This window comes from Streptomyces sp. NPDC003038, assembly GCF_040611115.1.
Classification (GTDB): domain Bacteria; phylum Actinomycetota; class Actinomycetes; order Streptomycetales; family Streptomycetaceae; genus Streptomyces.
Genome location: NZ_JBEXNN010000042.1, coordinates 1 through 12,343, shown reverse-complemented (window position 1 = coordinate 12,343; position 12,343 = coordinate 1). Strand labels below are relative to the sequence as shown.

Annotated in this window: 10 protein-coding genes; 3 read left to right on the top strand and 7 right to left on the bottom strand. The window is 73.0% G+C overall.

Going from position 1 to position 12,343, the window contains the following annotated elements; genetic code table 11:
- Positions 1-94 precede the first annotated feature (94 nt).
- The 4 genes from ABZX75_RS31000 to ABZX75_RS30985 form a co-directional block, all read right to left on the bottom strand.
- Positions 95-1,285 (bottom strand): lipid-transfer protein, encoded by a 1,191-nt coding sequence (locus tag ABZX75_RS31000; RefSeq protein ID WP_355416427.1) that lies wholly within the window; start codon positions 1,283-1,285, stop codon positions 95-97.
- Entirely contained in the window at positions 1,282-1,746 is a 465-nt protein-coding gene (locus tag ABZX75_RS30995; RefSeq protein WP_355416424.1) for a zinc ribbon domain-containing protein, read from the bottom strand. Before ABZX75_RS30995 ends, ABZX75_RS31000 begins: the two co-directional genes overlap by 4 nt.
- Before the next feature lie 75 nt (positions 1,747-1,821).
- Entirely contained in the window at positions 1,822-2,160 is a 339-nt protein-coding gene (locus tag ABZX75_RS30990; RefSeq protein ID WP_355416421.1) for a DUF962 domain-containing protein, read from the bottom strand.
- Positions 2,161-2,173: 13 nt separating this feature from the next.
- Positions 2,174-2,947, bottom strand: coding sequence for a M15 family metallopeptidase (locus ABZX75_RS30985; protein WP_355416418.1), 774 nt, complete (start codon positions 2,945-2,947; stop codon positions 2,174-2,176).
- Positions 2,948-2,976: 29 nt separating this feature from the next.
- Here ABZX75_RS30985 and ABZX75_RS30980 point away from each other — a divergent pair, with 29 nt between their 5' ends.
- Positions 2,977-3,486: an NUDIX domain-containing protein gene (locus ABZX75_RS30980; RefSeq protein WP_355416415.1), complete on the top strand. Its 510-nt coding sequence runs from the start codon at positions 2,977-2,979 to the stop codon at positions 3,484-3,486.
- Between the two features lie 196 nt (positions 3,487-3,682).
- Here ABZX75_RS30980 and ABZX75_RS30975 read toward each other — a convergent pair whose 3' ends face one another.
- The gene (locus ABZX75_RS30975) at positions 3,683-6,205 is read right to left on the bottom strand and encodes a TIM-barrel domain-containing protein (RefSeq protein ID WP_355416412.1); all 2,523 of its coding nucleotides are present in this window, start codon (positions 6,203-6,205) and stop codon (positions 3,683-3,685) included.
- A 279-nt stretch (positions 6,206-6,484) separates the two neighbouring features.
- Here ABZX75_RS30975 and ABZX75_RS30970 point away from each other — a divergent pair, with 279 nt between their 5' ends.
- Positions 6,485-8,461 carry an acetoacetate--CoA ligase gene (locus tag ABZX75_RS30970; protein WP_355416409.1) on the top strand — a complete coding sequence of 659 codons (1,977 nt, stop codon included), beginning with the start codon at positions 6,485-6,487 and terminating at the stop codon, positions 8,459-8,461.
- A gap of 65 nt (positions 8,462-8,526) precedes the next feature.
- The gene (locus tag ABZX75_RS30965) at positions 8,527-9,516 is read left to right on the top strand and encodes a hypothetical protein (protein ID WP_355416407.1); all 990 of its coding nucleotides are present in this window, start codon (positions 8,527-8,529) and stop codon (positions 9,514-9,516) included.
- A gap of 85 nt (positions 9,517-9,601) precedes the next feature.
- Here the strand turns inward: ABZX75_RS30965 and ptsP are convergent, their stop codons facing one another.
- Together ptsP and ABZX75_RS30955 are read right to left on the bottom strand one after the other, a co-directional pair.
- Complete coding sequence (gene ptsP / locus ABZX75_RS30960) at positions 9,602-11,272, bottom strand: phosphoenolpyruvate--protein phosphotransferase (protein WP_355416404.1); 1,671 nt, start codon at positions 11,270-11,272, stop codon at positions 9,602-9,604.
- A 75-nt stretch (positions 11,273-11,347) separates the two neighbouring features.
- Positions 11,348-11,797, bottom strand: a complete 450-nt coding sequence (locus tag ABZX75_RS30955; RefSeq protein WP_355416401.1) for a PTS glucose transporter subunit IIA — start codon at positions 11,795-11,797, stop codon at positions 11,348-11,350.
- Positions 11,798-12,343: the final 546 nt, after the last annotated feature.

The window sequence follows — 12,343 nt, the reverse complement described above, 5'->3', positions numbered from 1 at the left end:
TGGGGGGTTCGGGGCCCCGGTCACGGCGCGGGACTGTGCAGAGAGTGTGAACCCGCCACCGTGGACCGTCAAGTATCCGGACAGCACCCGGAATTCAGCGCACGGCGACGACGGCGGACCCGTGCCCGAACAGCCCCTGGTTGGCGGTGATCCCGGCCCGCGCACCGGGCACCTGCCGGTCCCCGGCCTCACCGCGCAGCTGCCACGTCAGCTCGCACACCTGGGCGATGGCCTGCGCCGGCACCGCCTCCCCGAAGGAGGCCAGCCCGCCACTGGTGTTGACGGGAATGCGCCCGCCGAGGGCCGTCGCCCCGTCCCGTACGAGCTTCGCCCCCTCACCCTCCCCGCAGAGGCCGATGTCCTCGTACCACTCCAGCTCCAGGGCGGTGGAGAGGTCGTACACCTCGGCGAGCGAGAGGTCGTCGGGGCCGAGCCCCGCCTCCTCGTAGGCGGCGCGGGCGATCGAGGACCGGAACGTGCCCGGCGCGGGCCGTACGGCCGTCACCGAATCGGTGGCGATGTCGGGGAGGTCCAGGACGGTACGGGGATAGGTGGGCGTCACCGTCGACACGGCCCGGATCCGCACCGGGTCGGCGACCCCGCGCGAGCGCGCGAAGTCCATGCCGGCGAGCACCAGGGCCGCGCCCCCGTCGGAGGTGGCGCAGATGTCGAGCAGCCGCAGCGGATCGGCGACGACGGCCGAGGCCGCGACCTCTTCGGCGGTCACCGTCTTGCGGTAGCGGGCGAGGGGATTGAGCGCCCCGGCCGCCGCGTTCTTCACCTTGACCCGGGCGAAGTCCTCGGGGGTGTCGCCGTACACGGCCATCCGGCGACGTGCGTACAGCGCGAAGTACGCCGGATTGGTGGCCCCCAGCACCCGGAACCGCAGCCAGTCCGGATCGTCCGGCCGCTCGCCTCCCGCCGGTGCGAAGAACCCCTTGGGCGCCGCGTCCGCGCCCACCACCAGCACCACGTCGGCCAGCCCGGCCAGGATCTGCGCCCGGGCCGCCCCGATCGCCTGCGCCCCGGACGCGCAGGCCGCGTACACGCTGGTCACCCGGGCCCCCTGCCAGCCGAGCGCCCGGGCGAAGGTCGCGCCGGCCACGTAACCCGGGTATCCGGAGCGCACGGTGTCGGCGCCCACGACGGACTGCACGTCCGTCCAGTCCAGTCCGGCGTCGGCGAGCGCCGTCCGCGCGGCGGCCCGCCCGTACTCGACGAAGCTGCGGCCCCATTTGCCCCAGGGGTGCATGCCGGCTCCGAGGACGGCGACGTCGCCGCTCACGCCGGTCCTCCCGCCCGGGCGACGGGCCTGAACCGCCAGGTGGTCCAGGTGGTCCCGGCGTCCTCGTCCAGCACGCCGCCCACCACCTCGACCTCCATCCCGACCGCGAGATCGGCGACGGTCACCCCGGGCGCCGCCTGCCCGAGCACGACCATCCCCTCGGCCTCCAGCTCCACCGCGACCAGGGTGTACGGCTCCCAGGGCGCGGCCGGGTCGGACACGTACGGCGCGGGCGGCCGGTACCGCCCATCGGTGTAGGACCAGACCCGCCCGCGCGGGGAGAGCGGCACCTCGCCGAGCTCCCCGCCGCCGGGACAGTGCGGGTTGCGGCAGTACGCGTCCTCGCGCGGGAAGAACACCGCGGTGCAGGCGGAACACCGGGTGCCGAGCAGCCGGAAGCCGCCGTCCGGTCCGGTCTCGGTGAACCACCCGCGGACGACGGGTGTGCGTGTGACTGCCAAGACGACCCCTCCATGCCAGGGAACTGACGCGAACTGACGCATCGTCAGAAGTCTGTCACGGCGGGGCGGGCCGGGTCACCCGTTCTCGGCGAGCCACTTCCGGGCGATCTCGCCCAGTTCCGCGTCCCGCCCGGCCAGCATCATCCGGATCATCTGCGCGTCCCCGCGCAGCGACCACCCCGGATTACCGAAGGTGGCCGGGTTGTTCTTCTCGATCAGGAAGTGCGCCGGCCACGCGGTCCCGTACCCGACGAGCGGGAGGGCGGCGAGATAGCGCTTGCGGCCGCGCGCCAGGCCGTATGCGGTCAGGGCCAGGCCGGTGAGAGTGCCGGCGAAATGCACCCAGCGGGTGGCGGCGCGGGAGTGCATGGCGACGTAATAGGGCCAGAACTCCTCGTACGAACTGAAGGTCATGCGGGCACGGTACTCACGGCCGCACCGCCGCGACAGACACGGGAAAGTCGAAGAAGACGCCGGGAAACGCCTCCGGCTCATAGGTGAAGTGCCACCACTCCTCGGGAAGATTGACGAAACCCTGCTCCGCGAGCACCCGCTTGAGCAACTGCCGGTGGGTGCGGGCCGTGCCGGTGATCCGCGGATCACCTGTGTGCGAGCGGGGATCGAAGTAGTCGAAGGGCGTCCCCATGTCGACGACCCGGCCCGCAAGCCGTTCCAGCGTCACGTCGACGGTGCTCCCGCGACTGTGTCCGGACTTCTCGGCGATGTACCCGTCGGCGATCAGCCGGCTCCGCTCCACGAACGGATAGAACTCCGCCTTCACCGCCGCGTCACCCGGGCCGTCCTCCTGCCGGGCCCACCGCACGAACCGGTCGACCGCTCGCTGGGGCCGGTAGCAGTCGTACACCGTGAGCGAGTAGCCGCGCCGCAACAGCCCCCGCTGCGCCCGGCGCAACGCCTCGGCGGCGGGGCGGGCGAGCAGGCAGACGGGCTCCTCGTACCCCTCCACGACGGCGCCGGTGAAATTCCGCTCCCCGGCGTACCGCATGTCCTGGCCGATGCTCGGATCCACCTCCCGCAGGGCCACGAAGCCGGCCGGAGCCGCACCGTCCGCCCCGAGGGACCGGGCGGCCCCGACCTCACTCCCGACCTCACCTTCCGCCGAAACCCCGTTTTCCGCCGAAACCCCGCCCCCCACGGCACACCCGCCCAGCACCGCGACCACGACCGCAACAGCCCTCATCCGCATACCCCTTGGCATACCATCGCGGGATGCCGGCACAGCTGAAGGACTCGCACTGCTCCACCTGCGGAGCGCGGTACGGACCGGCCACCTGGCCCCGCACCTGCACCTCGTGCGGCGCCACCGCCTACCGCAACCCGCTCCCCGTGGCCGTCGCCCTCCTCCCCGTCGAGGACGAGCACGGCACGGGCCTGGTCGTCATCACCCGCACCATCGCACCGGCCCTCGGCGGCGTCGCCCTGCCCGGCGGCTTCATCGACTTCGGCGAGGACTGGCGCCAGGCGGTTGTCCGCGAGCTCCACGAGGAGACCGGCATCAAGGCCCCGGCCTCGGAAGTCACCTTGGCCGACGCGCTGAGCTCACCGGCGGGCCACCTCCTGCTCTTCGGGCTCCTCCCGCTGCGCCCGGCCGCCACCCTCCCCCCTTCGGTGGCGACGGACGAGACGACGGGCTGGCACATCCTGCGCGGCCCGGCGGAACTGGCCTTTCCGCTCCACACGCAGGCGGCGGCCTCGTGGTTCGCGGGCCGCTACGCCTGACCGATCCGGGCGGGCCGCGGCCGGAGCCCGGGGCCGTGTCCGCGAAGTCCCGCCCGCCCTGACGCCCGTCCGAGGCCCCTCCGTCGCCCGCCCAACGCCCGCCGCCCGCCCGCCGCCCGGACGGCCGCGGCCCGCGCCGAGGCCGCCGCGTCCCGGTCCCCCGTCGGGGCGGCCTGCACTGCCGCGCGGACACTCCCTAGAGCCCCCGCAGGGCGACGTCCTCGACGGTGTCCCCCGCCTCGTTCTCCACCACCACCGCGTCCCCCGCCCACCGCACCGTGTACCGCTCGACCACCCCCGGCTCGAAGCCCGGCCCCGGGTCCCGGATCACAACCCCGCCGCCCGTACGCCCCCGCGCCGGAGCCCAGGCCTCCAGGGTCACCCCGCCGTCACCGGAGCGCACCGGCAGCACCGCGCCCGCCCGCGCCAGCACCGGAATCCGGCCCAGCGGCGCGTCCAGCAGGATCTGCCCGGGACCTTCGTACGCCGCGCCCGACGCGGTGTCGTACCACCGCCCCCGCGGCAGCCGTACCGCCCGCCGGTCCGCACCGCACTCCAGCACCGGGGCGACCAGCAGCGCGTCCCCCAGCAAGAAGGCGTCCTCGCAGTCCCGCAGCCCCCGCTCCTCCGGCGCCCCCCACCACACCGGCCGCACGTAGGGAGCCCCGGTCCGCCGCGCCAGATGGGCCAGCGTCACGAAGTACGGCCGCAGCCGCTCCCGCTCCGCCATCACCGCCCGGGCGTGCTCCTCCACCTCGGGCCCGAACGCCCACGGCTCCCGCGACCCGGCCCACATCGCCGAGTGGGTCCGGAACAGCGGCAGGTACGCCCCGAGCTGCAGCCACCGCAGGTACAGCTCGGGGGAGGGGAACCCGCCGAAGCCGCCCACGTCCGGCCCCGAGTACGGCACCCCGCACAATCCGAGCCCCAGGACCAGCGCCAGGGACGCCCGCAGCCCCTCCCAGCTCGTCTCCACGTCACCGGACCACGTGCCCCCGTACCTCTGCATCCCCGCCCATCCCGACCGGGAGAACAGGAACGGCCGCTCGCCGGGCCGCAGCCGGACCAGTCCCTCCCAGCCCGCCCGCGCCATCCCGAGCCCGTACACGTTGTGCCCGGCCCGGTGGTCCCCGCCCGCGCCGTCCATCGCGTGCCGGGCCGACCGCGGCAGCGTGGGATCCCCGAACGGGGCGAAGGACACCGGCTCGTTCATGTCGTGCCAGAAGCCGGCGAAGCCCTGCGCGAGCCGTTCCTCGTACAGGCCGCCCCACCACTCCCGCACCGCCGGATCCGTGAAATCCGGGTACGCGCACTCACCCGGCCAGACCTCCCCGCGGACCTCCCGGCCCCGCGCGTCCCGTACGAACGCCCCGGCCGACCCCACCGCGCGCCCCGACGCGTGCACCGCGTGGCCCGTCTTCACCGCCGGATCGACGATCGACACCAGCCGTACGCCCCGCTCCCGCAACTCCCGCGCCAGCCCCGGCAGATCCGGGAACCGCTCCCGGTCCACCGTGAAGACCCGGTGCCCGTCGTAGTGGTCGATGTCCAGATATACGGCCGACAGCGCCAGCCCCCGTTCCGCGTACCCCGCCACCACGCGCCGCACCTTCGCCGCGCTCCCGAACCCCCACCGCGCGTGCTGGTACCCCAGTGCCCACTCCGGCGGCACCGCGGCGGCGCCCGTCAGCCCCGACCAGCCCTGGAGCACCCGCGCCGGCGTCCCCACCAGCACCCAGCAGCGCAACGGACCGCCCTCCATGCGCAGCTCGCTCGAACCCGGCAGGTCCGCCCCCGAGCCCGCGCCCTCCTCGCCCTCGCGGAGCACGACGCGCCCGTCCCAGGAGTTGTCGTGGAACAGCAGGTGCGTCCCCGCGTCGGCGACCACCAGCTGCACCGGCATGGTCAGGTACAGCGGGTCGTCACCCGGCCCGAAGCCGCCCTTCGGGTCCGTGTTCCACAGCCGGTACACCCCGTCCCGCAGCCGCGGCCCCGCCGCCCGCCCGCCCAGCCCGAAGAACCGCGCGTCGGCCGGCACCTCGCTGCGCTGCAACCACCGCGCCTCACCCGGCCCACGCCCCGGCCCCCGCTCGCCCCAGCACCCGCCCTTGTCGCTCCCGCCCGTTTCTTCCCCGCCGGTGTCGCTCCGGCCGCCCGTCTCTTCCCCGCCCTTGTCGCTCCGGCGCCTTTCGCCCCCGCCCGCTTCTTCCCCGCCCCTTTCGCCCCCGCCCTTTCCGCTCCCGCCCCGGCCCGCCTCCGCCGGCTCCCACCACCGCGGCGGCAGCTCCCGCCGCAGCACCGTCCCGCCGGGCGTCCGCACCTCCACCGCCCCGTGCCGGGACACCGCCACCGTCACCCGCTCCGACACCACCCGCCAGCCGCCCCCCGTATCCGGCTCCAGCACGGCCCGCGGATCCGGCTCCGGCCCGCCGCCCACCACCGCGTACGAGGGCGTCGGCCCTGCCCCGTCCCAGCCCCAGAACACCGCCCCGCCGACGGTGACCCGCACCAGCAGCTCCGAGCGCGCGAACCGCAGCACACCGCCGCCCGGCAGCGGCTCCGTCCCGCTCAGCAGCCCGGGGACGCGCGCCCGCTCCGCGCCCCGGCGCGCAAGCCCCACCGCGTCCGCCCGCCGGTTGCGCCAGGCCGAGCGCCAGGCGCGCCGTCCGCTCTCCGTACCGATGTCTTTCAGCGCACGCACCAGATCACGACCGTCCATGCCGCTCACCCTGCCACCGCGCCACGGGGGAAGGCGCGGCGTTCAACTGCCGTTCACCCGCGAGCGACCCGGCCACGCCTCCCGCGCGACCCCCGGCGCCTCTCCCGGCACTCGGCCCGGCACCGCTCCGGCGATGGATCACCCGAGCGCCCAAGACAGCTCTGGTGCGTATGTCGATCACATGGCATGGTCCCAGTGAGCCGCCGCACGCACACCCCCCGCGCGACGGCACCGTACGCACACCAAACGCGAGCCGCAGACTTGACCGGGAGCCGACCCATGACCTCAGCCACCCAGCCGGAACCCCTCTGGACCCCCGGGCCCGACCGGATCGCCGCGGCCCGGATCACCGCCTTCCAGGCCTGGGCCGCAGAGCACCACGGCGCTCCCGCCGACGGCGGCTACCCGGCCCTGCACAGCTGGTCCGTCGACGAGCTCGACACCTTCTGGCAGGCCGTGGCCGAATGGTTCGACGTCCGCTTCACCACCCCGTACGAGTCCGTCCTCGCCGACCGGTCCATGCCCGGCGCCCGCTGGTTCACCGGAGCCACCCTCAACTACGCCGAGCACGCCCTGCGCGCCGCCGAGGACCCGGCCCGCGCCGAGGCCCCCGCCCTGCTGTACGTCGACGAGACCCACGAGGCCACCCCCGTCACCTGGGCCGAGCTCCACCGCCAGGTCGGCTCCCTCGCCGCCGAACTGCGCGCCCTCGGCGTACGCCCCGGCGACCGGGTCAGCGGCTACCTCCCCAACATCCCCGAAGCCGCCGTCGCCCTCCTCGCCACCGCCGCCGTCGGAGGCGTCTGGACCTCCTGCGCCCCCGACTTCGGCGCCCGCAGCGTCCTGGACCGCTTCCAGCAGGTCGAGCCGGTCCTCCTCTTCGCCGTCGACGGATACCGCTACGGCGGCAAGGAGCACGACCGCCGCGACACCGTCGCCGAACTCCGCGCGGAGCTCCCCTCCCTGCGCGCCGTCGTCCACATCCCCCTGCTCGGTACGCCGGCCCCCGCGGGCGCCCTCGACTGGTCGGCCCTCACCGCGGGCGACACCGAGCCGGTCTTCGAGGCGGTCCCCTTCGACCACCCCCTGTGGGTCCTGTACTCCTCCGGTACGACCGGCCTTCCCAAGGCCATCGTCCAGTCCCAGGGCGGCATCCTCCTCGAACACCTCAAGCAGCTCGGCCTGCACTGCGACCTCGGCCCGGAGGACCGGTTCTTCTGGTACACCTCCACCGGGTGGATGATGTGGAACTTCCTCGTCTCGGGCCTGCTCACCGGCACCACCGTCGTCCTCTACGACGGCAGCCCCGGCTACCCCGACACCGGCGCCCAGTGGCGCATCGCCGAGCGCACCAGGGCCACCCTCTACGGCACCTCCGCCGCCTACGTCATGGCCTGCCGCAAGGCCGAGGTCCACCCCGCCCGGGACTTCGACCTGTCCGCCGTCAAGTGCGTGGCCACGACCGGCTCCCCGCTTCCGCCCGACGGTTTCCGCTGGCTCCACGACGAGGTGGCCGAAGACCTCTGGATCGCCTCCGTCAGCGGTGGCACCGACGTGTGCAGCTGCTTCGCCGGCGCCGTCCCCACGCTGCCCGTCCACATCGGCGAACTCCAGGCCGCCTGCCTCGGTACGGACCTCCAGGCCTGGGACCCGTCCGGAAAGCCGGTCATCGGAGAGGTGGGCGAACTCGTCGTCACCAACCCCATGCCGTCGATGCCGATCCGCTTCTGGAACGACCCCGACGGCAGCCGCTACCGCGACAGCTACTTCGAGATGTTCCCGGGCGTCTGGCGCCACGGAGACTGGATCACGATCAGCGACCACGGCTCCGTGACCATCCACGGCCGCTCCGACTCCACCCTCAACCGCCAGGGCGTCCGGATGGGCTCCGCCGACATCTACGAGGCTGTCGAACGGCTCCCCGAGATCAAGGAGTCGCTGGTCATCGGCCTGGAAGAGCCGAACGGCGGTTACTGGATGCCCCTCTTCGTCCACCTCGCCCCCGGCGCCACCCTCGACGACGACCTGCGCGACCGGATCAAGGCGACGATCCGCGCGGAGCTCTCCCCGCGCCACGTCCCCGACGAGATCATCGAGGTCCCGGGCATCCCGCACACCCTCACCGGCAAGCGCATCGAGGTCCCGGTGAAGCGCCTCCTCCAGGGCGCGCCCCTGGCCAAGGCGGTCAACCCCGGCTCGGTCGACGACATCGGCCTCCTCCACTTCTACGAGGAGCTGGCCCGCACCCGCGGCTGACGGCCCACTGTCAGTGGCCGTGATTACTCTGAGTGAGCAAGTGATCGCGTCACTCAGGGGGAGCCATGCCACCGACCAACGACACCGAGCCCACCAACACCACCGACACCAACAGCACGGAAAGCACACACAGCACGGACAGCGCGACCAGCACGAGCGGGACCGGCGCGACCGACCGGCGCCGCAGGCTACGCCGCGAAGCCCCCAGCATCTTCGGCCTCCTGGCCGACCCCGGGGACTTCGCGGCCATGCGCGACTACCGCAGCTTCACCTTCGAGGACCACGGGGACTACCTCCGCCAGGTCGACGGCCTGCTCCGGTCCCTCACGGCCCAGGGCATCCACACCACCGTCGCCCTCTTCGACCCCGAGGAGTACGCCGAGTACTGCGCGGAGCAGGGCCTGGACCCGGACACCGCCGAAACCCGCACCCGTTTCACCGCGGAACTGGCCGGCGCCGGGCCGGTCCTGCCCTACACCGGCCAGCCCATCGACGAACTGGTCCCGCTCCTCGTCGACGCGGCCGTCCGACTGGCCACCTGGGAGTACGCCACCACCCTCCTCGCCGGAATCGGCCGCTGCGCCGACTGCGGCGAGGACATCGGCCACGCCTCGTTCGAGCGGGCCGCGGACGCGCTCAACCGCCTCCTGGCCGGCGCAGGCCCCGGCCATCACCACCTGGTCTGCAGCGTCCCCACCGAGGCGGAACAGCTGGTGGCGGTCCTGCACGCGACGGTGCCCGCAGCGGAGACGGCCGGCGATCCCGAGGCCCCGCCACGGATCGAGGGCCGTGACGGGCTCGACTTCGTGACCGTCCTGGCCGCCGGACTCGCCCTCGGCGGGCCCGGGGGACTGGTCCTGCGCAGCACCACCGAGGGCCGCCGCGACCGGGTCCACGGCTGGCGTCTGGACCGAGGCCGCCTGACCGCACTCTCCGCGGCCGCCGTGTTCAACGCCTACTGCACGGACGCCGACACCGGAGAGCCCGTCGCCCCGGAACCGGGCGTCGAGTACTGCCCGGGATACGAGGTGGACGACCCCGGCCCCCACCACTGATCCGAGTGGCCATCGAGGAGGCAGGACGGCCGAGGGGCCCTCGCCACCGGCGAAGGCCCCTCGATCGACACCGCACGCGGTCCGGCTACTCGCCGGACAGCACCGCCTGGGCGGCCACGCGGGCCTCCGCGGCGCTGTCCGTCGCACGCGCCGCGGCCGCGGCGCGCTCGCACTGGGCCAGCGTGTACTTGGCGAGCGTCGCCCGCACGTACGGAATTGAAGCGGCACCCATCGACAGCGAGGTGACACCGAGACCCGTCAGCACACAGGCCAGCAGCGGATCCGAAGCTGCCTCGCCACAGACACCGCAGCTCTTGCCCTCCGCCCTGGCCGATTCGGCGGACATGGCGATCAGGTCCAGCAGCGCCGGCTGCCACGGGTCCTGCAGCCGCGACACCGCTCCGACCTGGCGGTCGGCGGCGAAAGCGTACTGAGCCAGGTCATTGGTGCCCAGCGACAGGAATTCGACCTCCTGCAGGATCGAGCGCGCCCGCAGCGCGGCGGAGGGGATCTCCACCATCGCGCCGAACTTGGCCCGCAGACCGGCCTCACGGCACGCGTCCGCGAAGGCCTTGGCATCGGTCCGGTCCGCCACCATCGGGGCCATGACCTCGAGGTAGACCGGCAGACCCTCGGCAGCCTTCGCCAGCGCGGTGAGCTGCGTACGCAGCACCTCCGGGTGGTCCAGCAGCGAGCGCAGACCTCGCACGCCCAGAGCCGGGTTCGGCTCGTCGCCCGGCGTGAGGAAGTCCAGCGGCTTGTCGGCGCCCGCATCCAGCACGCGCACGACGACACGACCCTCGGGGAAGGCTTCGAGCACCTTGCGGTACGACTCGATCTGCTTCTCCTCGGACGGCGCCTTCTTGCTGTCGTCCAGGAACAAGAACTCGGTGCGGAACAGGCCCACGCCCTCGGCACCGGCCTCGACGGCCGCCGGCACGTCCGCCGGACCCCCGATGTTGGCCAGCAGCGGCACCTTGTGACCGTCGGAGGTCGCACCCGGACCGGAAGAGGCGGCCAGCGCGGCCCTCCGCTCGGCGGCCGCGGCCTCCAGCTCGGCCCGCTTCGCCGGCGTCGGGTCGACGAACAGGTCACCCGTGCTGCCGTCCACGGCGATGAGGGTGCCTTCGGCGATCTCACCGGCACCCGGCAGCGCCACGATCGCCGGCACGCCCAGCGCCCGCGCGAGAATCGCGCTGTGGCTGGTCGGGCCGCCCTCCTCGGTGACGAAGCCGAGTACGAGCGCCGGGTCGAGCAGAGCGGTGTCGGCGGGTGCGAGATCCCGCGCGATCAGCACGTACGGCTCGTCGCTGTCCGGGACACCCGGCATCGGCACGCCCAGCAGACGCGCGACGATGCGGTTCCGCACGTCGTCCAGGTCGGCGACCCGCCCGGCCATGTACTCGCCGGCCCCCGCGAGCAGGTCGCGGTAGGCGGCGAACGCGTCGTACACACCGCGCTCGGCGGTGCTGCCGACGGCGATCCGCCGGTCGACGTCCGCCATCAGCTCGGGGTCCGTGGCGATCATCGCCTGGGCCTCCAGCACGTGCTGAGCCTCGCCACCGGCCAACTGGCCGCGCGCGATCAGGTCGGCCGACACGGCGTCCACGGCCTGACGAGCGCGCCCCTGTTCGCGCTCCGCCTCGTCCGCGGTGATCTGCCTGGCCGGCGGCTCGAGAACCGCCGTGCCCATGTGCCGAACCTCGCCGATCGCCACACCGTGGCTCACGCCGACGCCTCGCAGCGTTGTCTGCATGTCACCCGTCTCCGATTGAGCGGCGGGCCCAGCCGCCGCGGTGGATGTCCGACCCGCCCGTGCAGGCGGACAGCGTCACTTCCAGCTGAAGAGAAGGTCCCCGGCCTTCATGTCACCGCTCTCGGCGACATCGGAGAGGGACTCGGCAGAAGCCTCCAGCGCCACGACGGGGCAGATGGGGGACTTGCCGGCAGCCTCGACGGAGGCGGGGTTCCAACGGACGACGGCCTGGCCGCGGGACACGGTGTCGCCCTTGTTGACGAGCAGCTCGAAGCCCTCGCCGTTGAGCTGAACGGTGTCGATCCCGAGGTGCGTGAGCACACCGTGCCCTTCAGCGTCGACGACGACGTACGCGTGCGGGTGGAGGGAGACGACCACGCCGTCGACGGGGGACACCGCCTCCGAGGGCTCACGCACGGGATCAATGGCGGTGCCCGGTCCCACCATCGCGCCGGAGAACACCGGATCGGGCACTGCCGCGAGTCCGATGGCGCGCCCGGCAAGTGGGGACGTCACGCTGGTCATGGGGGCCTCCCAGGGGTGGGGCTTCTTCGGGGCGCCGTCACTACGTGTCGCGGACGGCGCACTCTTGAGAAGGATAAGTCACAAGATGTTCGGGTTCGCCCGATGTTGTTCCCGATCCGGGCTGGCCCTCCGGCACGGAGACTAGTGGACTAGACCGGTGGACTAGACCATACGCCTGAAACGATTTGCCTGGGCACTCAGGGGCCTGTACTGTCGTGACTCCCGCCAGGACGCCTCGTGTGAACACCTCGCGAACGGCTGATGGACGGGAACCTTCCTCTTCGGTTGAATCTTGCTCTTCGCATTGCTTTCCGTGCTGCCTTCCGGCTAAACGGCGAGTGGTCGAAGGGAGTCGAAATCGCTGATAGAGTCGGAATCGCCGGAAAGAGAAACGCGAAAGCGAATATCTGGAAAGCGAACCCGCTTCGACCGGGAATCGGACCCGAAAGAGTCTGATAGAGTCGGAAACGAAGAATGAAGAACGAAGCCCGGAGGAAAGCTTCAGCCGATGTGCTGAGGTGAGTACAAAGGAAGCGTCCGTTCCTT

Coding starts and splice junctions, on each gene's coding strand:
- ABZX75_RS30990 (WP_355416421.1), bottom strand. CDS start 2,160: ATGACCTTCAGTTCGTACGAGGAGTTCTGGCCCTATTACGTCGCCATG.
- ABZX75_RS30985 (WP_355416418.1), bottom strand. CDS start 2,947: ATGAGGGCTGTTGCGGTCGTGGTCGCGGTGCTGGGCGGGTGTGCCGTG.
- ABZX75_RS30980 (WP_355416415.1), top strand. CDS start 2,977: ATGCCGGCACAGCTGAAGGACTCGCACTGCTCCACCTGCGGAGCGCGG.
- ABZX75_RS30975 (WP_355416412.1), bottom strand. CDS start 6,205: ATGGACGGTCGTGATCTGGTGCGTGCGCTGAAAGACATCGGTACGGAG.
- ABZX75_RS30970 (WP_355416409.1), top strand. CDS start 6,485: ATGACCTCAGCCACCCAGCCGGAACCCCTCTGGACCCCCGGGCCCGAC.
- ABZX75_RS30965 (WP_355416407.1), top strand. CDS start 8,527: ATGCCACCGACCAACGACACCGAGCCCACCAACACCACCGACACCAAC.
- ptsP (WP_355416404.1), bottom strand. CDS start 11,272: ATGCAGACAACGCTGCGAGGCGTCGGCGTGAGCCACGGTGTGGCGATC.
- ABZX75_RS30955 (WP_355416401.1), bottom strand. CDS start 11,797: ATGACCAGCGTGACGTCCCCACTTGCCGGGCGCGCCATCGGACTCGCG.